General features: G+C 62.6%; 22 protein-coding genes. 10 read left to right on the top strand and 12 right to left on the bottom strand.

The features are described 5' to 3' along the window. Positions 1-366 precede the first annotated feature (366 nt). The gene (locus tag ACIGJG_RS08295; RefSeq protein ID WP_220631593.1) at positions 367-1248 is read right to left on the bottom strand and encodes an alpha/beta fold hydrolase; all 882 of its coding nucleotides are present in this window, start codon (positions 1246-1248) and stop codon (positions 367-369) included. 116 nt (positions 1249-1364) lie between these two features. Here ACIGJG_RS08295 and ACIGJG_RS08290 point away from each other — a divergent pair, with 116 nt between their 5' ends. After that, the gene (locus ACIGJG_RS08290) at positions 1365-2216 is read left to right on the top strand and encodes a LysR substrate-binding domain-containing protein (protein ID WP_181184415.1); all 852 of its coding nucleotides are present in this window, start codon (positions 1365-1367) and stop codon (positions 2214-2216) included. A 203-nt stretch (positions 2217-2419) separates the two neighbouring features. Then, positions 2420-3421, top strand: coding sequence for a Bug family tripartite tricarboxylate transporter substrate binding protein (locus ACIGJG_RS08285; RefSeq protein ID WP_483673013.1), 1002 nt, complete (start codon positions 2420-2422; stop codon positions 3419-3421). Here the strand turns inward: ACIGJG_RS08285 and ACIGJG_RS08280 are convergent. Beyond that, positions 3408-4484 carry an AraC family transcriptional regulator gene (locus ACIGJG_RS08280; RefSeq protein ID WP_140950074.1) on the bottom strand — a complete coding sequence of 359 codons (1077 nt, stop codon included), beginning with the start codon at positions 4482-4484 and terminating at the stop codon, positions 3408-3410. The genes ACIGJG_RS08285 and ACIGJG_RS08280 overlap by 14 nt on opposite strands. A gap of 259 nt (positions 4485-4743) precedes the next feature. On the opposite strand from ACIGJG_RS08280, the gene ACIGJG_RS08275 reads away from it, so the two are divergent. Beyond that, positions 4744-5391, top strand: a complete 648-nt coding sequence (locus tag ACIGJG_RS08275) for a DsbA family oxidoreductase (RefSeq protein WP_140950073.1) — start codon at positions 4744-4746, stop codon at positions 5389-5391. 57 nt (positions 5392-5448) lie between these two features. Here ACIGJG_RS08275 and ACIGJG_RS08270 read toward each other — a convergent pair whose 3' ends face one another. The 3 genes from ACIGJG_RS08270 to ACIGJG_RS08260 form a co-directional block, all read right to left on the bottom strand. Then, on the bottom strand, positions 5449-6018 hold the full coding sequence (locus ACIGJG_RS08270) for an RBBP9/YdeN family alpha/beta hydrolase (protein ID WP_140950072.1): 570 nt from the start codon (positions 6016-6018) through the stop codon (positions 5449-5451). 69 nt (positions 6019-6087) lie between these two features. Then, entirely contained in the window at positions 6088-7083 is a 996-nt protein-coding gene (locus tag ACIGJG_RS08265) for an NADPH:quinone reductase (RefSeq protein ID WP_011297767.1), read from the bottom strand. A gap of 60 nt (positions 7084-7143) precedes the next feature. Continuing rightward, complete coding sequence (locus ACIGJG_RS08260; protein WP_220631589.1) at positions 7144-7989, bottom strand: TauD/TfdA dioxygenase family protein; 846 nt, start codon at positions 7987-7989, stop codon at positions 7144-7146. 217 nt (positions 7990-8206) lie between these two features. Here ACIGJG_RS08260 and kce point away from each other — a divergent pair, with 217 nt between their 5' ends. Beyond that, on the top strand, positions 8207-9142 hold the full coding sequence (gene kce, locus ACIGJG_RS08255; protein WP_041679589.1) for a 3,5-dioxohexanoate:acetyl-CoA acetone transferase: 936 nt from the start codon (positions 8207-8209) through the stop codon (positions 9140-9142). Positions 9143-9184: 42 nt separating this feature from the next. After that, positions 9185-9931: an SDR family NAD(P)-dependent oxidoreductase gene (locus ACIGJG_RS08250; protein WP_011297764.1), complete on the top strand. Its 747-nt coding sequence runs from the start codon at positions 9185-9187 to the stop codon at positions 9929-9931. A gap of 266 nt (positions 9932-10197) precedes the next feature. Here the strand turns inward: ACIGJG_RS08250 and ACIGJG_RS08245 are convergent, their stop codons facing one another. From ACIGJG_RS08245 to ACIGJG_RS08230, 4 genes are all read right to left on the bottom strand, one after another. Further along, on the bottom strand, positions 10198-11358 hold the full coding sequence (locus ACIGJG_RS08245; RefSeq protein ID WP_011297763.1) for a porin: 1161 nt from the start codon (positions 11356-11358) through the stop codon (positions 10198-10200). 227 nt (positions 11359-11585) lie between these two features. Further along, positions 11586-12578, bottom strand: a complete 993-nt coding sequence (locus ACIGJG_RS08240) for a Bug family tripartite tricarboxylate transporter substrate binding protein (RefSeq protein ID WP_011297762.1) — start codon at positions 12576-12578, stop codon at positions 11586-11588. 187 nt (positions 12579-12765) lie between these two features. Continuing rightward, complete coding sequence (locus ACIGJG_RS08235) at positions 12766-13836, bottom strand: beta-keto acid cleavage family enzyme (protein WP_011297761.1); 1071 nt, start codon at positions 13834-13836, stop codon at positions 12766-12768. 73 nt (positions 13837-13909) lie between these two features. Further along, complete coding sequence (locus ACIGJG_RS08230) at positions 13910-14890, bottom strand: quinone oxidoreductase family protein (protein ID WP_220631588.1); 981 nt, start codon at positions 14888-14890, stop codon at positions 13910-13912. A 421-nt stretch (positions 14891-15311) separates the two neighbouring features. On the opposite strand from ACIGJG_RS08230, the gene ACIGJG_RS08225 reads away from it, so the two are divergent. From ACIGJG_RS08225 to hutG, 5 genes are all read left to right on the top strand, one after another. Next, positions 15312-16106: an IclR family transcriptional regulator gene (locus ACIGJG_RS08225; protein ID WP_483673010.1), complete on the top strand. Its 795-nt coding sequence runs from the start codon at positions 15312-15314 to the stop codon at positions 16104-16106. A gap of 81 nt (positions 16107-16187) precedes the next feature. Next, positions 16188-16946 carry a glutamine ABC transporter substrate-binding protein gene (locus ACIGJG_RS08220; protein WP_011297758.1) on the top strand — a complete coding sequence of 253 codons (759 nt, stop codon included), beginning with the start codon at positions 16188-16190 and terminating at the stop codon, positions 16944-16946. 18 nt (positions 16947-16964) lie between these two features. Further along, complete coding sequence (locus ACIGJG_RS08215; RefSeq protein ID WP_011297757.1) at positions 16965-17633, top strand: amino acid ABC transporter permease; 669 nt, start codon at positions 16965-16967, stop codon at positions 17631-17633. Beyond that, positions 17630-18391 (top strand): amino acid ABC transporter ATP-binding protein, encoded by a 762-nt coding sequence (locus ACIGJG_RS08210; protein WP_011297756.1) that lies wholly within the window; start codon positions 17630-17632, stop codon positions 18389-18391. Before ACIGJG_RS08215 ends, ACIGJG_RS08210 begins: the two co-directional genes overlap by 4 nt. Next, positions 18388-19338 (top strand): formimidoylglutamase, encoded by a 951-nt coding sequence (gene hutG, locus ACIGJG_RS08205; RefSeq protein ID WP_483673009.1) that lies wholly within the window; start codon positions 18388-18390, stop codon positions 19336-19338. The genes ACIGJG_RS08210 and hutG overlap by 4 nt, the downstream gene beginning before the upstream one ends. Before the next feature lie 112 nt (positions 19339-19450). Here the strand turns inward: hutG and ACIGJG_RS08200 are convergent, their stop codons facing one another. The 3 genes from ACIGJG_RS08200 to ACIGJG_RS08190 form a co-directional block, all read right to left on the bottom strand. After that, entirely contained in the window at positions 19451-19675 is a 225-nt protein-coding gene (locus tag ACIGJG_RS08200) for a DUF2798 domain-containing protein (RefSeq protein ID WP_041679588.1), read from the bottom strand. Between the two features lie 64 nt (positions 19676-19739). Continuing rightward, positions 19740-20807 carry a maleylacetate reductase gene (locus tag ACIGJG_RS08195; RefSeq protein ID WP_483673008.1) on the bottom strand — a complete coding sequence of 356 codons (1068 nt, stop codon included), beginning with the start codon at positions 20805-20807 and terminating at the stop codon, positions 19740-19742. 14 nt (positions 20808-20821) lie between these two features. Then, a complete protein-coding gene (locus ACIGJG_RS08190) occupies positions 20822-21802 on the bottom strand; it encodes a SphA family protein (RefSeq protein WP_258234527.1) in 981 nt (326 codons plus the stop codon). Positions 21803-21810: the final 8 nt, after the last annotated feature.

Raw genomic sequence — 21810 nt, 5'->3', positions numbered from 1 at the left:
CCGCCCTCAAGGGGGTCATTTGCAGTCAACTGTACGAATCGTGCTGGTGTGCATCAATCAACCAGCGACGCACGATCGTTACGGTGCGGTTAAGCGTTGTGTCGCAACACCCGCGGAGACAAGTGCGCTCCGGCGCACTACATTCGGATACTGGAATATTGGGGAGTCGCCATCGCGTTCCAGGATGGCACGCTCGCGACTCACAAGAATGTCAGGTGGAAAACACCGAGCCCAGGCGATACCGCTTCACCGGACATGAGTGAGCAGTCCGCAATCGTTCGCAATATGCTCGGCGGCGAGCCGTTTGCTGACCCGCTGGCCGATGCATCGCCAAATTGCGCGGTTGTCGCCCCAGTCTCCGAATGCTCAGATATGAAGTGATAGTCCAGCACTAAACGCCGCAACGGCCCGATTGAACGCGCTGGGGTTCGCGATATTCATGCCGTGGGAAGCTCCGGCAATGGTCTGCCGCTGCGCGCCACCGATCCACTCCTGGAGCTTCTCAACCGTGCTGCGGAACATGCGCGGACTCTTTTGCCCATCGATCAGCAACGTCGGGCACTGGATGTCACGGGCAGCCTCGCGCGTGTAGGCGGGCAACGGGTCACGCATTTGCTTCGGCAGTGTGAGCGCATTATCGAGCGCCATCGTACGGAAGCTCGGGGAACTCTTGTCCCAGAAACCGGGCATGGTGACCGAGTCGACAAACAGGTTCAGGCCCGCATCGAATTCGCCTTGCTCGATCAGTTCCGCGGCCTTCGCCCGCAATGCCTGGGTGGCCGGCGGGAGTTTGGCGGCCTCTGCTTGCGGAGTTGTCTGCAAGGGGCCACCTGGATCGGCGAGCGTGAGTGTCTTCACCAGATGCGGGCATTCGCGCGCCAGATGAAACGTAATGCAGCCGCCACGCGAGTGGCCGACCAGATGGACCGGCCCGCGATGCAACGCCTGGATGAACTCCGCCATCTCGGCGACGTGTGCCTCCCAACTGAAGTCGCCGCGACCGAAGGCGCAGGTTTCCGGCCAGTAATGGCCCAGGCTCGGCGCGAAGCAGTGGAAGTGCTTCGACAGCGAAGCGAGCTGCGGATCCCAATACCGGTAGTCGCACAGCGACCCGTGCACAAATACCATAGGCTCGCCGCTCCCGGCCTCCACGTAGGGAATGGAAATGCCAGAAGCAGTGGAGACAAAGGCGGGTTGGGGCCAGGCACCGGCAAGTGCCAAGGTAGACAGGGGCGCTCGTGCGTTCATTGGAATGACTCCGTTTTGCGAACTTTGCTGCAGCGCACGAAAAAAGAAAATCGCATAATATTGATGGAATCCTTCAGATTTTCTGATGCCTCCCGGACAAACGCATGACCACTGAGATGAAAGCCCTCGACGTCGACGTCCTGACCATGATCATTGCCGTCGCAGACTCCGGCACCATCAGCCGGGCTGCCGACCTCGTGCATCGCTCGCAGTCGGCCGTGAGCATGCAGATCAAAACGCTGGAATCGGCGCTCGGCAAAGCGCTCTTCATACGCAAGCCACGCAGCGTGATTCCGACGCAGGACGGTGAGGTTCTGCTGACGTATGCGCGCCGGATCATTGCCCTTCGCGATGAGGCGTGGGCGGCGATCGTGCGGCCCGACGTCACGGGCCGCGTGGTGATCGGCGTACCTGACGATTACGCATCGTCGCTGTTCCCGCCCATTCTGAAGAAGTTCTCGGCCACCTACCCCAAGGTCGAGATCCAGGTCATCGGGCTGCCCAGCGTCGCGCTCGCGCCGATGCTGCGCGATGGCACGGTGGATCTCGTCTGCGCGACGCGCGTCAAAGGGCTGACCGGCGAGTTTCTGCGGCATGAGCCAATGGTGTGGGCAACCGACCCGGGGTCCACGGAAATCTGGCGAGAGCGGCCCCTCCCCATCGCCGTGTTCCTGCCGGGAAGCGTCGCGCGCGAAAAGGCGATCCGAAGCCTTGAGCGCGCCAAGATCGCGTATCGCACCTCCTATGAGAGCCCCAGCCTGCTGGGCCTGCTGACGATGGCGCGCGCCGGCCTTGCCATCACCCCGCTGGCGCGGTGCGCGGTGCCATCCGACTTTACGCTGCTCGGGGCGGCGCAGGGTCTGCCCGAGATCGGCACGCTTGAGATCATCCTTGCGCGCAGTGTCACGTCGAACCGGCCGCCCTGCGATTTTCTGGCGGAGCGCATCGTCGCCGAGTTGCACGCATAAACCGATAGCGAGCCAGCCCGAGGGGCTGCTCGTGCAAGACCAATGCCGCGTCCCCACGCAGGCGGTCGCTTATCGCACACTCCGTGCGTGGCATGCGGCCGATTGCGGGCTTCGCGCGAAATACGCCCTCGCCCCCTCCGGCATAATCGGCCTGCGGATTGACCGCGAGAACCCCCGGCAAACGCGGGGGAAGATTTGTTCCAATGCAGGAGACGCAGTTGAGCATCAAGAATTCCGTGGCGCGCGGCGCACGACTGGCGACATTCGCCATTACAGGCATGGTTCTGGGCCACACCACTTTTGCCGCCGACGCGTGGCCGACCAAGCCGATCAAGGTCATTGTTCCCTACACGCCCGGCGGGTCGACCGACACGGTATCCCGCGTCGTGTTCGAGAAGGTCGCGCAAAGCCTCGGCCAGCCGATCATCATCGAGAACAAGCCCGGCGCGAACAGCACGCTGGGCGTAGGCGTCGCCGCGCGCTCGGCGCCGGACGGCTATACCTTTGTCTCGGTGCTTGCAGCCTACAGCGCCAACATGTCGCTGTATTCCAAGCTCAGCTACAAGCCTTCGGACCTCGTGCCGGTGGCTGAGATGGCGGAACTTCCGCTGTTCCTGTTCTCGAGCAAGAAGCTGCCCGTCAAGACCGTCGGTGAACTGGTCGACTACGGCAAGAAGCATCCGGACACGCTGACCTTCGGCTCCAGCGGCGTAGGCAGCTCGGCACACCTGACCGGCGAGCGCCTGGCCATGGAATCGAAAGTCAAGATGACTCACATTCCCTACAACGGCAGCGCACCGATCCTGCCGGCGCTCATATCCGGCGAGGTGTCGGTCGCCTTCGATCCGCTGCTGGTCCCGATGCCGCACGTGAAGTCCGGCAAGATCAATGTGCTGGCCGTTGCCTCGGCCAAGCGCTGGCCCGGCGAGCCGAATATCCCGACCATGGAAGAGTCAGGCTTCCCGGGCTTCGTCATGAGCTCCTGGACTGGCCTGCTGGCGCCTGCCGGCACGCCGGCGCTGGTGGTTGACCGCATGGCGAAGGAAATTGCCGCCGCAACGCGCAGCCCGGACGTGGCGAAGAAGCTGACCGACCTCGGCTTCGTGCCGGTGGGCGGTACATCCGAGGATTTCCGCAAACTGATCGAGCGCGATATTTCGCGCTATGGCCAGATCGTCAAGGCGGGAAAGATCACCCTCGACTGAGAGGCCTGACTGTGGGCGACGAGCGGGCAGGAGATGGGGTTTCTGTCACCCGTTCGCCCACCGCGGCACTTGCAGCGCGGCTTTCCTTGGGGCTGCATCCGAACTGCGTCTGATACCAGCGCGAGAATCCGCTTGGCGCAGAAAAGCCGAGCAGCGTCGCCACCTCGGTAAAAGGTCGATCGCTCTCGACGACATGACGCATTGCGAGTTCCACGCGGATGTCGTTGACGACCGATGAGAAGCTCTGCCCCTGCTCCGCCAGCCTGCGCTGGACCGTGCGGCAGACCACGCCGAGATTTTCCGCGACCTGCTCGACGCTGCAGCGCCCGCCGGGCAACAACAGCAGGATCGTGCGCCGTACGTCCTCAAGCATGGTCGTCTGCCGCGTCGCGGCCGACTCGTCGATCAGGCGCTGCGCGTAGCGTGCCATGGCCGGATCGGCCCACGGGTTGCGCGCATCGAGATCGGACTTTGCGCAGACGATGCCATTGAAATCGCAATTGAATGCGACGTTCGGGCCAAAGAACCGCTGATGCGTACTGAGGTCGCGCGGGGCCGGGTGCTCGAAGCATACGCGCTGCGGCTGCCAGTCCGGTTTGATGAGCTGGCGTATCAGCCGCACCATGACCCCCAGCGCCAGTTCAACCCGTTGGCGAGTTGGCTGATGCGCGCTGCCGGCGATCAGTACCTCGCGAATGATGACCCGTCCACCACACTCCTCGACTGCCAGCGACTTCGCGCCGTTGAGAATCGATTGGTAGCGCATCAACATGCCGAGCGCGTCGCGCAGCGTCGCCTGGTCGCGGATCAGCATGCCTACCGGCCCCAGGTTGGACAACAGGCGCGACTCCGCCATGCTCAATCCGAAACTCTCGTTGCCTGACAGCGTTGCAGAGGTCTGGAGCAGCCGCCCGAAACGATCCACCTGAATCATGAGATCCGGCTCGCGCAGTACGCTCGGACTGATTCCGGCGTCAAACATCATTCGTAGCGGATCAAGCCCGCCGGCACGCGCAACTTCGCAGTAGTTGGTAAGGGCTGCGGCGCGGACAAGTAGCGACATCGGGGGCTAATCAGAAAATGACAGTCCATGGTAAATCTAGGTCATGCATTGTCAAGCCCGACTAACCCGCCACGAAAAGCCGGTCATGGCACTACGCCATTCCTGTCTTCTCCGAATCCGCAACGATGCGCGCCATTGTTTCCTGCACCAGTGCCCGCTGTCACAAAAGGTCAAATGCCTGGCACGTAATGCAAAGCGCGAAGTATCGCCGTGCAGGATGATCTGACATGCGAAAAAAGATCACTCACAGGAAAAGGAAATGACTCAAGCACTGCGGATCGACTTCGTCTCCGATATTGCCTGCCCGTGGTGTGCCATCGGCTTGTCGTCGCTCAAGCACGCGCTGGAGCAACTTGGCGACGAAGTGGATGCCGAAGTCGTCGTGCGTTCGTTTGAACTGAACCCGGATATGCCGCCGGAAGGCCAGACCCTTCTCGACTACGCTAGCAGGAAGAACGGCAGTACCGCTACGCAAGTCGCGGAGAGGCTTGCGCTGATACGCGAACGCGGCGCAAGCGCCGGTTTCGACTTCGCTCCCAGGACCCATGTCTACAACACCTTCGACGGTCATCGGCTGCTGCACTGGGCCAGTACGCAGGGCAAGGCGCTGGCGCTCAAGGAGGCGCTGCTCAAGGCATATCACGGTAACGGCAAGAACCCCAGCAATCACGAGGTACTGCTGGAAGCAGTCAAGGCTGCAGGGCTCGATGCCGCGCAAGCACAGCGCGTGCTGGAGAGCGGCGAGTATGCTGCCGAGGTCCGCGCGGAAGTCGCGGAGTTCCAGGCGATGGGTATCAATTCCGTTCCGTCGATCATCTTCGACAACCGCTATCTCGTCGCGGGCGGGCAGTCAGCCGACGCCTTCGCGCAGATCATCCGCGAGGTCCTGGCGAAGCGTCAGGGCTGACGAGCGCTTGCATCGCGGCACCGAACCAATCAGGCATTGGATCGATGCCGCTCCTGATCAGAGTTCCTGAACAAGCGCCTCCGCCAGCGGCCACGTCCCAAAGCCATCCGCCGGCCCCAGATGCCCGACTTCCCCGGCATCGACGAACCGGCTGCCCCAAGCCTGCGCCATCTCGCGGATTCGTTCGAACTTGCCGAGCGGATCATTGCGGCTCGCGACGACGATGCTCGGGAATTTGAGGGGCCGCCGCGGAATCGGGGTCCATCCTTCATCCGCCAGCGTCTGCGGAACCGCGTATCCGGGCGGCAACGGGCTATCGAAGTCGGCCGGCGCGGCAAGCAGTACGCCGTGCACCGCGCACTGCGTCTCCTGTGCCCAGTGAACGGTGATCAGACACCCCACGCTGTGGCCAACGAGGATGGCCGGTCCCGAGATGCTACTGACAACACGCTCCAGGTTCTCGACCCTGGCACGGCGCAACCGCTTGTCGTGATCAATCTGGGGCACGATGCGCACCGCTCTTCCCTGCTGCTCCAGGCGTTCTGCCAGCAGCGACTGCCAGTGCTCCGGCATGTGATCGCGAAAGCCGGGAACGATCACAACGGTTGGCTGATTTCCGGATGTCATGGGATTTACACTCCTCGTTTGATTGGAAAACTCACTGTTATGTCCGCCAGCGAGCACGGCGCTGGTGATCTATTGCGCGACACACTGAACCACAACGGTGCCGAGCTTCGCGCCGGCCTCGACGGCCTGATGAGCCTTCTCGGTGTCTTGCAGGTCGAAGACGCTGTCGACAGCGTGGATGGCATTCGGGACGTCGTGCATCCAGCGCGACAAGCCCTCCTGCGCAATCCAGCGCATCTCGTAGGGCAATCCCGGCAGGTAGAGTCCCTGCAGGCAGAGGTTCTTGCGAATCAGCGTGACCAGCGGAACCGCCTGTTCGAGGCCGGCACCGCTTGCATACGAGACCCACTGCGCATGGTTAGCGGCTGCTTCGAAGCACAGCCTGGAATTGTCGATGGCATTGACATCGACGATGTGGTCTACGCCTTGCCCGTGAGTGGCATCGAGAATCTGCTGCGCAGCATCGGGAGCACGGTAGTCGACCACTGCATCGGCGCCACCCGCTGCGGCGTGAGCCGCCTTGCGTGCGGAGCTGGCGGTGGCAATGACATGTGCGCCGCCCCACTTGGCGAGTTGCACCGCGTAGTGCCCAACGGCTCCCGCACCGCCGGTCACGAGGACGTACTTGCCTTTGATCGCTCCGCGCTGGAACAGGGCGATATATGCCGTCATTGCAGGAATGCCCAGGCATGCGCCCTGCGCGAAGTCCAGATGCTCGGGCAGTGGTGACGTCAATTCGTGTGGCACGCAGATGTACTCTGCCGCTGTACCGAACGGACGCCCGCGCTGTCCGAAATGCAACCAAATCCGCGTGCCCAGCATCTTCTGGTCGACGCCATGCCCAAGCGCGTCGATCACACCCGCGCCATCGCTATTCGGAATGATGCGCGGGAACTCCATGCCACCATGCATGCGTCCGGCGCGCCGGTTTGCATCTGCCGGGTTAACGGCCGATGCGTGGAGGCGCACGCGGACCTCGCCAGGGGCCGGTTGCGGCGTGGGTAGCTCGCCGAAGGCCAGCACCTCTTCCGCCCGCCCTTGTTTTTCGTACCAGATCGCCTTCATGGTGCCCTTGTGCCGTTGCGCATGGCGCGCATCAAGTCGTTCTGCTGGCCCAGTTTCGAATCAGTATGGGATATCACCCACTATTCCCGCGCGCTCCATCTTGCGCGGCGCCGGATAGTAGTCGTTGACCGCATAGTGCTGCGTGCTGCGGTTGTCCCACACTGCAACATCGCCCTCCTGCCAGGCCCAGCGCACCTGGTACTCGGGAATGGTGGCGCGGCTAGTCAGGTAGTTGAGCAGGAGGGACGCGCCGGGCGACTTGTCGATGCCGTGGCGCACGTTGTCCGGCGTACTGTAGTTGGTGAAATGCGTCGTGAACGAGGCGCCGACGAACAGGATCTTCTCCCCGGTCTCCGGATGGGTGCGCACCACCGGATGCTCCACCGCAGGATGATCCTGGGCCAGCTTGGCGCGATCTTCAGGCGTCATGACTGCGCCGAAGCTGTGTTCGATGCTGGCCCTGGCGCGTAGGCCGTTGATCTTCCTCTTGATCTCTTCAGGCAGTTCATCGTACGCCTTTACCATGTTGACCCAGATGGTGTCGCCGCCGATCTCCGGACATTCGAGGCAGCGCAGCACCGCGCCCATGGCCGGGTTGGGACGCCACAGGCCGTCGCAGTGATAGCTGTTCTCGTAGCTGTGCGGGTTGTCGCTGCGATAGACCTTCACGAGGCCCGGGTGATCAGGAACGCTGCCGACAACCGGATGGTCTTCGAGCTTGCCGAAAGCGCTTGCGAAGGCCACATGATCGGCGCGAGTGATCTCCTGCTTGCGAAAGAAGAGCACGCGGTGCTTGAGCAACGCCGCCTTGATTTCGGCAAACAGTGCCGGATCGCGCGCCCCCTCGCCAAGGTTGACGCCGGAAATCTCGGCACCAATGGCCGGGGTGATTTGCCTGATCTTCATTGCTATGTCTCCTGCAGTCCGGTTGATTCTGTCTGTCCGACTTTCTGGTGAGCAAGTATCTGGCCTTCCAGGCTTCCATGCTTATTTGCTCAGGACATTGACTTTCCAATTCGCGACATTGCGCGCGCAACTGCGGCAAGGGACGGCGATGTTTCGTAGCATGAGGACGTCGCACGAACGTGTGCATTTCACAGCCAAAGCGCGAAGGGCCTCTACCATGGCAGCACCACAGAACAAAGTGATCGTCACGTGCGCCGTGACGGGCGGTATTCACACCCCGACAATGTCGCCTCATCTCCCCATTACCGCCAGGGACATCGAAGACGAGTCCGTTGCGGCGGCAGAGGCCGGCGCCGCAATCGTCCACCTCCATGCGCGCAAGCCGGAGAATGGCCAGCCATCACAGGATCCCGCGCTTTTCCTCGAGTTTCTTCCACGGATCGCAGCGCGTTCGGACGTTGTGATCAATCTCACGACGGGCGGCGCTCCCAACATGCTCGTCGAAGAACGCCTGCAGCCGGCGCTGCAGCTCAAGCCCGAGGTGGCCTCGCTGAACATGGGCTCGATGAACTTCGGTCTCTATCCGATGATCGCCCGGCACAAAACATTCAAGTACGACTGGGAGCGCCCTTACCTCGAGGGCTCCGAAGACCGCGTTTTCCGCAACACGTTCAAGGAGATCCGCTACATCCTTGAATCGTGCGCCGACAACGGCACGCGCTTCGAGATCGAGTGCTACGACACCAGCCATCTCTATACCGCTGCGCATTTCATTGACCGCGGCATCCTCAAGCCGCCTTTCTTCATCCAGTCCGTATTTGGACTGCTCGGCGGCATCGGCACGCACCCCGACGATGTCATGCATATGCGCCGCACCGCAGAGCGTCTGTTTGGGAAGGACTATTACTGGTCCGTGCTTGGCGCCGGCCGCAGCCAAATGCCAATTGCCTCGATGGCCGCTGCCATGGGCGGCAACGTTCGCGTCGGGCTGGAGGATTCGCTGTGGGAAGACCGGGGCCGGCTGTCCAGGAGCAATGCCGACCAGGTCAGACGCGTGGTCGGCATTCTGAAGTCACTGAACCTCGAGGTAGCCACGCCGGACGAAGCCCGCGACATGCTTCAGCTGAAGGGCCGGGACGCTGTCGCGTTCTGATCCATTGAATCGCTTCTCTTCACTCACTGTAGGAAACTCCACATGTCTCATCCTGTTGTCCTGATCACCGGTGCAACCGCAGGCATCGGCCGCGCGACGGCGCTTGCCTTCGCAGCCAAAGGCGCGCGGCTGGTCTGCTCCGGGCGAAACGCCACGGCCGGAGACGCGCTCGTTTCGGAACTCCGGCAAATGGGCGCCGAAGCAGACTTCCTCGCGGCCGACATCAGCCTTGAGGGCGATGTCATCCGTCTTGTCAGGCATGCCATCGAACGCTTTGGATCGCTCGATATCGCCGTGAACAGTGCCGGAACGGAAGGAACACCGGGGTCGATCGTCGAGCAGACCGTCGAGTCGTACACGACGACGTTCAATGCGAATGTCCTTGGCACGTTCCTCTGCATGAAGCACGAGCTGCAAGCAATGATCTCGCAAAAGCGTGGGTCGATTGTCAATCTCTCGTCCACGATGGGCAGCCGCGGCAATCCGCGCAATCCGATGTACGTGGCCAGCAAGCACGCGGTCGAGGGCCTGACCAAGTCGGCGGCGCTCGATGCCATCCAATCGAATGTCCGCGTCAATGCCGTGGCGCCCGGCCCGATTGAAACCGGCATGCTCGAGCGCATTGCGGGCGGCACCGATCGGGTAGCGTCGGTCGCGGCAACGATTCCCGCAGGACGCGTCGGCACGCCGGAGGAAGTGGCCGATGCAATCCTCTTCCTGGCCTCCGAGCAAGCGACGTACATCACGGGCCAGATCCTTCACGTCAACGGCGGGAAGACTGCCGCGTAAGCGGCCTTTCACAAGGCGTCGTCACCCACCAAAGCATTACGGAGAGGCGCAATCATAGCGCTGCGCCGCTTCGTTCATTTTTGGTTCGTCTAAAGCGGACCCCAGACGCGCATTCCCCAGACATTCGCTTATTAAAAAAAAGACAAAGGTTCCACAGGGGCTACCTGTCGAACCTTTGAAGCCGGAAGTGCCGAGGAAAGTGCCAGGCTGGCTGAAGATCGGCATTTCCGGTGGAGACTCATGCAGATGGCTCTTCAGAGCCGCCTTCAGAACACGTGGCGGATACCCACAGCGGCGCCAAACATCGAGCTCTGGCCATTGGACAGCGCGTAGTTGTTGACTGTCAGGCTGGTGGCATAGTTGCTCGCTGCCGATTCCATCGCCAGGCCGGCGTTCTTGGCATAGGCCATGGTCAGATAGATATCTGTCCGCTTCGAGAGCGTGTAGTCGGCAATCAGCGCAACCTGCCAGGGATTGGCAACGTGCGTATTGCCGCCGAGGCTCTTCACGTTCTGATAGTCATACTCGAGCGTGAAGTCGAGTGCAGAAGAGAACCGGTACTGACCGCCGACCCAATAAAAATCGTCACGCATGGTCAGGCCGCCATTCTGGTTCTTGTTCTGGCCCCAGCGATAACCGCCCATGACTTTCGCCGTGGCGTTGAAAGCGTAGCTGCCCATGACCGCGGCCTTCTTGAAGGTACCGCTGCCAGTGCCGATCGTCGGATTCCATTGATCGTAGGCAACGCCTACCCCGAACGGCCCGGCGAGATAGCTCAAGCCAACACCATAGGCCGTGTCGCGGCGATACTGCCCCGGCACCTCGCCATTGCCGCCGGCGGCCGGAACGCTTGCGATGACTTGCGGCAGTGTCGTCCCGACGCCGAACGACATGTTGGCCTGTGCCGTGAGGCCGCCGAACACGCCGACGTACTTCAGCGCATTGTCCTCGCGGAAATTCGCACCGGCGATCACGCCCACGGGTTCATACTGGGTCGCATATCGGGCCGGAATGAAGTTGGCCAGCGTCGAGAACATCGAATGGTATTGCCGGCCGAAGGTGAGCTGACCATATTCGGAGCTAAGACCCACAAAGGCCTGGCGACCAAACAAACGCCCGCCCTGCTGCGACGCGCCACTATCGAGATTGAAGCCGCTTTCCAGGACGAAGATGGACTTCATTCCGGCGCCCAGATCCTCCGTGCCGCGAAGCCCCCAACGCGAGCCGGAGTACCCGCCGGAATTCTCGCGGACGACGCTATGGCCGGCACCCGACTGGAAGCCGTTGGCGGCCGACGGCACGGCGGCGCCGACGCGGTTGACGTACTCTACGTTGATATCCGCCACACCATACAAGGTCACGCCGGATTGCGCGCTCGCTGCCCCACACGCACTGACAGCAGCCAGGGCAAGAATCTTTCTTTTCACCAGAACTCCTCCACGTTCATTGTTGTCGTCTTCAACCCGGTGGCGCGCGAATGCCAAGAGGTCGAAGCGTTTGAGGGGGCGAATCGAGGGTCGATTTCCCCCCCCATGCGCAATACAGCCGCGCATCTGCAGGGACGAGCGCGTTCCCCCTCCCTTTGGGTGAGCGATTGCGCTTCGTCCGGTTTTAAAGCTTGAATTTGCTGCGGGTCTGCAGCGGAATCAGAGCGTTAATCGATCTGAATGCCCGCATCGGTCGCGATCTTCGACCAGAGCTGCAGGTCGTGACTGACCAGGTCGCGGAACTGCTCCGGAGTCTTCGAAGGGGGCGGCCCGAAGTTCATGGTTTTCATCGTGGTGGCGACGTCGGGAGACTTCTGGACCTTGCTGATCTCATCCGCCAGCCGCTTCAGGATTGCCGGACTGGTCCCCGCCGGTGCGAAGACGCCGAACCAGCCCACCGCGTCGAACTTGTAGCCCTGTTCCCCCATGGTTTTGACATCAGGCAGTTGCGGCGCGCGCGCATTGCCGGCAATCGCGATGGCGCGGACCTTGCCGGAACGCAGGAACGGAATGGGCGCGCCCGGATCGGTCCAGCCGATCTTCACGACACCTGAGGCGAGGTCGGTCAACAGCTGATTCGAAGTCCGGTACGGGACGTGATCGGTCTTCACACCGGTCTGCTTCTTGAGCCATTCCATCGTCAGTTGCCCAGACGAGCCCGTGGACCACGTGGCGTAGCCGTACTTGTCCGGGTTCGCCTTCAGGAACTGGATCAGCTCCGGCAGGTTGTGTACCGGCAGATCGTTGCTCACCAGCAGCACTACCCCACCCTCCGCCGTTTCGGCGATCGGCACAAGGCTCTTCTTCGGATCGTAGGGGATGGTCTTCAACACGGCCGGGGCGATGACCATGTTCGATGCCGTGGTGTAAAGCAGCGTGTATCCGTCGGACGGCGCCTTGACGACAACGTTGGTCCCGACCACGCCACTGCCGCCCGGCCGGTTGTCAACGACGACCGGCTGCTTCAGGGCCACCGACAACCGTTGCGCCATCAGGCGTGCCAGGGAATCGGTTCCCGAGCCTGCCGATGAGGCGACGACCATCTGAATGGGGCGCGCGGGCCACGCATCTTCCGCGCGCGCCGGCGCGGATGCGCACAATGCCACAAGCGCTACCGTGCCCAGCGTGGCCGCAAGCGGCTTTTGCATTCGAAATATCATTGTCACCCTCCATATCATTGTTCTGTGGCCGATCGCTCGGCCTGTGTGCCTTCCATGTGCATCGGCATGGCAGTGGAGCAACGCCAATGACGAACGCCACGCCGCCTAATGAGGCAGAGCAACGCCAACGCGAAGCTCAGCAAGAAAGGGACGTGTGAACCGTTGAAGGACTGCAAGCGTCCGCTGATTAGTCGCCGCGAGTAATCTCGAACTTCTTGAGAAAGCCCTGATGGCCACCGTTGCGATTCGGCGTGAAGCCATTGGCCTGGAGCGTCTCTTCCACGGTGTCGTAGAACACGTCAAGCTTCAGGATCTCACGCGTTTGCTGTGCAGTCGCGATGGGGCGGCCGAATTCACCGGCGATGCGCACCAACTGCTTGATCTGCTCGACCGTGCTCATCTTGCCGGTGCGGGTCTGGTTCCAGAGTACGTCCTCGATGCCGCAACGAACATGCAGGCCCAAAGCCATCCCGATCATGTTGATGGGGAGGACATTGAGTACCGAACTTTCCACCGTGAGAACCGCGCCATCAGGCACAGCACGCAGCATGTTTGCCAGGTTGAAGATGTTCGCCTGGTCCATGCCGCCGCTGATGGCCACCCAGTTCATGACCAGCGGACCTTTGTAGACGCCGCGGCGCATCATTCGCTCAACCGTTTCAAAGCTATTGATGTTGTAGCACTGAAACGCGCTCTGGATTCCGGCCGCCGACAGTCGTTTAACGTGCTCCTCGTACCAACTGGGAGTCGAGGGCACGACCATGTCCTTGTACGTGTTGTAGTACTCCGGGAAGCCCCGCGACACCCCGCGGAAATCATCGATACCTGCGTGTTCCGTCACATTCATCTGCGAGGTGTTGACGGTCACCGTCACCTGGTCCGGCTTCGGATCCAGCTCGGCGAGCATATGGCGCGTGTCATCGCTAAGCCATTTGGCGCCCTGGCCCTCTTCAGGCGCGAAGCTGATCGAGCCCCCGACCTGGATGACCATCTCGGGGCAGGCTTCACGTACGCCGGCGATCAGCTCATTGAACTTGGACAGGCGCTTGCTGCCTTTGCCGTTGGCTTCGCGCACATGCAAGTGCAGCACCCGTGCACCGGCTTCGTAGCAATCCACCGCCTTCTGGATCTGGTCCTCCATGGTGACAGGGATATCTTCCGGGAAGTCCTCCGGGATCCAGCCCGGCGCGTAGGGAGCGGCGGTGATGATCAGCGGTTGCTGGTTTTCGGGGTACAGGTGGCCGTCAAGGAAATGCATGGTATTGGATATCCAGAATAATGGAGACGATCAAGCGTCGAACCAGAGAAGAGAATTTCGCCGGAGGGATCTGTCAAATCACGAAAATCGATGATCCGGTGGTCTTTCGGGCTTCGAGATCCCGGTGTGCCTGCACGGCATCCTCTAGCGCATAGCGCTGATTGATCTCGATACGGATGCGGCCTGCCGCCACATGGCCGAACAGTTCATTGACCAGTTCCGCCTTCTCGGCAGGATCGGCGATATAGTCGGCAAGGCCCGGGCGCGTAAGGTATGCCGAACCTTTGCGTGCCAGGATTGCCGGATCGAACCCGGTGACCGGGCCCGAGGCAAACCCGACGCACACCAGCAGGCCACGGCGCTTGAGAGAATCCAGCGAGGCCATGAAGGTGTCCTTGCCCACGCTGTCGAACACCACCGATACGCCCACGCCATCCGTCAGTTCGCGCACGCGCTTGGCCACGTCCTCATGGCTGTAGTTGATCGTGTGATCGCAGCCATGGGCGCGCGCCACTTCCGCCTTGGCATCGGTGGATACCGTTCCGATCACGTTCAGACCCAGCAGCTTGGCCCACTGCGAAATGATCAGGCCCGCACCACCCGCCGCGGCATGCAGCAGGATGGTGTCGCCCGCCTTGAACGGCCAGATCCGGCGCATCAAATACGAGGCCGACAAGCCTCGCATGGTCATTGCCGCGGCGACTTCACAACTGATCTCAGGCGGCAGCTTGATCAGCGGTGCGGCGGCAATCAGGCGCTCGGTGCTGTATGCGCCCAGCGTGTTGGTGAAGCCCGTGTAAGTCACGCGGTCGCCAACCGACAGGTGCGTGACGCCGGGCCCGACGGCCTCGATCAAGCCAGCGGCTTCATTGCCGATGCCGCTGGGCAGCGGAACCTGATACATGCCGCTGCGAAAGTAGGTGTCGGCAAAGTTCAGCCCGACGGCCACGTGACGCACGCGGACCTCTCCCGGTCCCGGCTCGCCCACCGTCGTGTCTTCAAACCGAAGGACTTCGGGGCCGCCCGTTTCGTGAATCCTAACGACTTTCGCCATGTCGTCTCCTGTCTTCTGTGGAATATGAAATTGCACCTGCGGCTTGCCGGTCGGGCTTGCCGGAAGGTCAACCTGTGTGGCGAATCATCGGGTCTGACACGGCTTTTCGCTTTCCCGTATGCGTCTGGCGCTTTCCCTTTTCTGACAGCGACGGTCCGCGAGGACGCTGTCTGTCGGCATTAGCATCGCGCAAGCTGTGTGCGTGAACCAAAGGGTGGTGTGGCTTTCGGACGAGCTGGGATTTCGCGCCAGACAGAAGGAGATGTGCGTGGTCAGGGTATTGCGGTGACCGATCGCAGCGGCGTTCCGGGCGCTTCGTCGACCAAACCGCACGATATAAGGGTTATCCCTAGCCCACCATTCCCATTTCCCGAGACTTGGAGTTTTGATTTTTGGGAACGAAGTCCTATTCTTTGCCCCTATGTTGAATGCTGTCGATAAGCCCCGCGCCATGAATCCCGCGCCTTCCACGTCCGCCGAATCCGCCCAGCCCGCGGGCGGCGCCGATCGTGTGCTGTTCGTGCTGGCGACGCTCGCCCAGCACGGCGCGCCGATCACCGTGCGCGAACTCGTTGCCACGACCGGACTCCCCAAAAGCACGCTCTACCGGCAATTGATGATGCTCAAGCGCTGGGGTTTTGTGCTGGAGTCCGACGGCGAATACGCACCGGGCCCAATCAGCCTGCAACTGGCGCTCGGCTTTGACATGGCCTCCCACCTGGCCCGCGAAGCCTTGCCGGACATGCGGCTGCTCGCGCAGCAATCCGATGAAAGCGTGGGCCTGGTCGTTGCCGTGAAGGATCACGTCGTCTGCCTTGAAATGGTCGAGAGCCGCCAGTCGCTGCGTTGCTCGTTCGAGAAAGGCCGCGGCGTGCCGTTGCGCACCGGTGCGTCGGCCATGTCGCTGCTCGCCTTCATGCGGGACGAAGTGCGCGAGCGCGTCGTGCGTGCCCAGTGCGAGCCGGCCGAAGCCGAACGTCTGCTGGCCGAACTCGCCGCCATTCGCGAGACCGGCTACGCCGTCAGCGAGGGCGCCGTGGATCCGGGCGTGTGGGGCGTGAGCGCCCCGCTCTTCTCGCGGCGCGGCAAGACGGATGCGCTGGGCTCCATCACGCTGATGGTGCCGGCCACCCGACGGCAAGGGCGTGAGACCGCGCTGATCGACATGACCGTGGCCGCGGCGATGCGGATTTCCGCGCGCCTGCAGTCCTACTGAATTACGAAGCCCCTCATTACCGCTGCCGTCGGCAAGCCCATGTGGCGGCAGATTCCTCGTTCCCGAGAAAAGGAGACCTCCATGAACCTTCGCCGCAAATGCCTGATGGCCGGCCTCACGGCCCTGATCGGCCTGACTTTTGGCGCCGCCGCCCACGCCGAGGACAATGCCGTGCTGCGTGTGGCCACCGACGCCACCTTCCCGCCGATGGAATTTATCGAGAACGGCAAGCGCACCGGCTTTGACGTGGAGCTCGTGGAAGCCATGGCCAAGACCATGGGTAAGCGGGTCGAATGGACCGACATCGACTTCAAGGGCCTGATTCCCGGCCTGGTTTCGCGCCGCTTCGACATGGCCGTCTCCGGCATCTACATCACGCCGGAGCGCCGCAAGGTGGTGGACTTCACCGAGCCGTACTACACCGGCGGCCTGGTGGCGCTGGTCAAAAGCGGCAACACCACCATCCACGCCCCGGCCGACCTGAACGGCAAGAAGGTCAGCGTGCAGGTGGGCACCAAGTCGGTCAGCTTCCTGCGCGACACGTATCCGCAGGTGCAACGCGTGGAAGTGGAAAAGAACCAGGAAATGTTCAACCTGGTCGAGATCGGCCGTGCCGACGCCGCCGTGACCGGCAAGCCGGCCGCGATGCAATACGTCAAGACCCGCGGCGGCCTGCGCATGGTCGAGCAACCGCTCACCACCGAGGAATACGGCATGGCCGTGCGCAAGGACATGCCCGAGCTCACCCGTGCCCTCAATGCGGCGCTCGTCAAAGTGAAGGCCGATGGCACCTACGCCAAGCTGACCCAGAAGTGGTTCGGCACGGCCGCCTCCAAGTAACCCGAGCCGGTCATCATCATGGAACTGGATTTTTCTCCCGTCTTCAGCGGCTGGCCTGACATCGTCCACGGTGCCATCGTCACCGTGGAAGTGACAGCCTGCGCGCTGGTATTGGGCTGCGTCATGGGCCTGCTGGTCGGTATCGGCCGGCTCGACCCGAAGCGTCGCGTCATCTACAGCATCTGTACGGCCTATGTGACGTTCATCCGCGGCACGCCGCTGCTGGTACAGCTGTTCCTGCTGTTCTTCGGGCTGCCGCAATTCAACATCATGCTGCCGGCCTTTGTCTGCGGCGTGATCGGGCTGGGCGTCTATTCCGGCGCCTATGTATCGGAAATCGTGCGAGGCGCAATCCAGTCGGTGGAAAAAGGCCAGATGGAAGCGGCCCGCTCGATCGGCATGTCTTCGGGCCAGGCCATGCGCGCGGTGATCCTGCCGCAGGCCATCGTGCGGATGATTCCGCCGCTGGGTAACGAGTTCATCGCGCTGATCAAGAACTCGGCACTGGTCTCGCTGCTGACCATTGCCGACCTGATGCACGAGGGCCAGAAGATCATCAGCGTGTCGTACCGGTCGCTGGAAGTCTATCTGGCGATCGCGCTGGTTTATCTGATCCTGACGAGCGCGGCCGGGCTGATCCTGCGGCGCGCAGAACAACGCCTGCGCATGGGAGGCATGGTGCAATGAGCGATTCCGCAATCATCCGGATCCGGAACCTGGGCAAATCTTTCGGCGGCCATACCGTCCTGCGCGGCATCGACTTCGATGTCGAGCCGTCGCAGGTCGTGGTCGTGATCGGCCCCAGCGGCTCCGGCAAGAGCACGTTCCTGCGTTGCTGCAACGGTCTGGAACAACCTGAAGCGGGCACCATCGACATCGTCGGCAAGCGGCTGGTCACTGACGGCCAGCTGATCGGCGAGCACGAATTGAACCAATTGCGCACCGAAGTGGGCATGGTGTTCCAGTCGTTCAACCTGTTCCCGCACCTGTCTGTGCTTCACAACGTCACGGTGGGCCCGCGCATGCTGCGCGGCGCCTCGCGCGAGGACGCGGAGCGCAAGGCAATGAGCCTGCTCGAGAAAGTCGGCCTTGCCCACAAGGCACACGCCATGCCCGCCAGCTTGTCTGGCGGCCAGAAGCAGCGCGTGGCCATTGCGCGCGCACTGGCCATGGAGCCACGCGTGATGCTGTTCGATGAACCGACCTCGGCGCTGGACCCCGAACTGGTCGGCGAAGTACTGCAGGTCATGAAGGTGTTGGCCGCGGAAGGCATGACCATGGTCGTGGTCACGCATGAAATGGGCTTTGCGCGCGAGGTGGCCGATGTGGTGGTGGTCATGGATGGCGGCGGCATCATCGAAGCCGGACCGCCGTCGGTCATCTTCTCGGCGCCGACACAGGAGCGCACGCGCGGCTTCCTGCAAGCCGTGCTGACGCGGGCATGAGGATGGCGGTGACACAGAATCCATGGCAGGGCCGCGTCGACAGCGGCGAAGTTGGCGACACCACTCGCCTGTTCCGTATCGTGAATACGCTGGAATCGTCTGAGGCGAAAACCCTTGGCGGAACGCCAGTGTTGCTGGGTTTCGGTTGCGACGCCGGCGTGCTGCGCAACCAGGGCCGCGCTGGCGCCGCGCACGGTCCGGACGCCATTCGTCAGGCACTGGCCAACGTGCCGGCACATGGGCTGCCCGCGTTATACGACGCCGGCAATATCGCTTGTGAACACGGCGACCTGGAATCGGCGCAGCTCGCGCTGGCGGGATCCGTACACAACATCCTCAGCCGCGGCGGTTTTCCGCTGGTGCTGGGCGGCGGCCATGAAGTGGCCTGGGGCACGTGGCAAGGCCTGCGCGCGCATCTGGACGCACGGAACGATGACGGGCGCCTGCTCATCATCAATATCGATGCCCACTTCGACTTGCGCACCAGCCGGCCCGCAAGCTCCGGCACGCCGTTCGACCAGATCGCCAACGCGTGTGCGGAGCGGGGCCAGCCGTTCGATTATGTCTGCCTGGGCGTCAGCCGCCTGAGCAACACGCCGGCGCTGTTCAGCCGCGCCGACGCGCTGGGCGTCAGCTACGTCGAAGACGTGGACATGCAGGAACGGCACCTGGCATCGCGGCTCGCGGAACTGGCGGCGCGCATCGACGCCACGGACCACGTGTACCTGACTATCGACCTCGACGCATTGCCCGCAACCGTAATGCCGGGCGTTTCGGCGCCTGCCGCCTATGGCGTGCCGTTACCGGTCGTAGAGGAAATCGCCCTGCTCGCACGCCGCAGCGGCAAGCTGCGCGCGGCAGATCTCGCGGAATATAACCCTCAGTACGACCGCGACAATCTGGGCGCGCGCGTGGCGGCGCGGCTGGCCTGGCGGCTGTTGGGCTGAGATGCTGGCGGCTCGTCGCGGCCCCTCTCGCGACGAAGGCTCTTGCCGCTTCCTGATATTTGCTTAACCGGCCGCCAGCGATCCGGCTCTAGCCTTTCCACCCATTGCACCCTCAACGTGTGATCCGCTTTGCAAGCCAGTGAATGAACGGCGCCGCGACAATGACAACCGGCAACATTGCCGCCCAGGAAAACAAATACGCACGCACCCAGTGCGAAATGAACGTGCCCTCCGCGACGAACTGCATGCTTGCGATCGCAGATGCCACCGCGCACGTTATGCCTGCCTGTATCGCGCCGAACGCAAAATGGCTGTATTGCTTTGGAACCTTCCACATTTTGTGCCTTCCGTTGTTTGCCCCCTGAGCGCGAACTGATCGCGCGCCACCAACACATACCGCTTCAAACGGGCCGACGCCCCTCCCACGCGTTCTGCAGCAATTCACGGATCGCCCCAGCTTCAAGCGGACGCGGGTTCGGGTACTGGTTCTGCAGCGCGATCTCGCAAGCCTTGTCGAGTTCGTCCTCGCGCATGCCGATCTGGCGCAACCCCAACGGCGCACCGGTCGTGCGCGCCAGGTCGAAAGCTCCTTGTGCCGCATTGTCTGCGCCCAGGGCCTGCGCGATGGAGGCCATGGCGTCCGGCGCAGCCTTCGCGTTGTAGGCCAGCGCGTGCGGCAGGATGATCGTGTGCGTTTCCGCATGCGGCAGGTTGAAGCTGCCTCCAAGCGTGTGGCAGAGCTTGTGATGCAACGCCACCCCCACACTGCCAAGCACTGCTCCGCATAACCACGCGCCATACAGGGCTTGCGCGCGCGCCTCGCGCAACCTGGCGGTATCCCGTTCGCTGACGAGCGCGGGCAGCGCCGCCGCCATGGCCTGAATGCCTTCCCTTGCCATCAGGTCCGAAATCGGGTTGCGGTCATGGGCGTACAAACCTTCTGCTGCGTGCGCGAGTGCGTTGATGCCGCTGGTCACGCTGATCGCCGCCGGCAGCAAGTAGGTCAGTTCAGGATCGTAGATGACAGTGCGCGGCAGCACTCGCACGTCAGTCCCAGTACGCTTCAGGCCCGCATCGGTGAGGCCGTATATCGTAGTCATCTCCGAGCCGGCATAGGTGGTGGGAATCGCCAGCACGGGCACGCTCATCTCGAGGGCGATGGCCTTGGCGAGCCCCGTCGTGGAGCCGCCACCGATCGCCACCACGCTGTCGGCGCCCAGCTCGAATGCCATCGCGCAGGCCGCGCGCGCCGTCTCGACCGGCACGTGCATCACGGCGCGGTTAAAGATGCCGATCGCGCGGGCGCCAAGCAGGTCCGACACCTGTTCGGCCAGCCGGCGCTGCTCGGGGGTGCTGAGCACCAGGACACTGGATGCGCCCAGTGCATCGATTTCCTCGCCGACTTGCCGGATCGTGCCGGCGCCAAAGACGATGCGCTGGGCGCGCGCGGCGTACTGGAATGCTTTCATCGTAGGGTCTCCCGTCAAAACGATATGCGGCCCATGGCCCAGATCCGGTTGCCTTCCGGCCGATTGCGGGCGCCGAACTCGAACTGCCCTTTAAGCGAGAAGCTGACCTTGTCGTTGAGCTGGAAGCAGATGTCCGGCCCCAGCGCCGTGACGCGGCCACGGTTGCCATTGCCGTTGATGCGCACGCCGTTCTGCGTGTCGTCGGTGGTCTGAACGTAGTAGTAGCCGTTCAGGCCCAGCGTCAGCCTTGGCGTGACGTGGTAGCCGGCACTGAATTCGATGGTGGCTTCGTCACCCGACTGATACTGGGTGGCTTCGTTACGTGTGTTGAAGCCGTATCGGAACTTGGCGCTGATATCGACCTTGGGAGTCGGGAACCACGTGAAAGCGTAGCTGGGCGCTATCTGGTAGTAGTTGCGGCCGATATTGACCGGGTCATGGACATCATAGGCGCCGGTCTTGAGATGGAACTCGACGCCCGCCATCTGGTGGAAGCTGCCGCTGTGCCAGCCGAGGATCACCGGCGCGAACGTCATGTCGGCAAGCCCGGTCTTGTTGCCGCCCTTGTCGAGCGGCGGCAGCGGTGCCGGCCTGGCAACCGACATGTCGAGGTTCGCAGACACGATCGGTACCACGATGCGCGTTTCCAGGTTGGCGCCGAACACTCTGACGCCAGGCCAGACATACGACAGCCGCGGCGCCAGCGCGTCAAGGCGCAGGTGGAAACTGGCCAGCTTGGGATTGTCGTTCCCGGCATTGTCCTTGGAACTGCCCGCATCGTAATGCTGGTAGAACAGCAGCCAGTTGGCGCCCTCGGGCAACATCAGGCCGGAATACAGGTTATCGACCCCGATGGGGTAAGAATTGCCGCCACCCTCCGTGGCCCGTGCCGACATGCTGCCTGCCGCGCATGCGGCGGCGAGCGCCAGCCGCCCGAACTGAACCGGCAGCGCTGCGCGCGCCCGCCGGACCTTCATGCCATCTGTCGAACCCATTTGCCACT

The sequence above is a fragment of the Cupriavidus sp. C1SS-2L genome, from assembly GCF_057073735.1.
The sequence above is the reverse complement of the archived record's forward strand: the minus strand, read 5'-3'. Positions and strand labels throughout refer to the sequence as shown.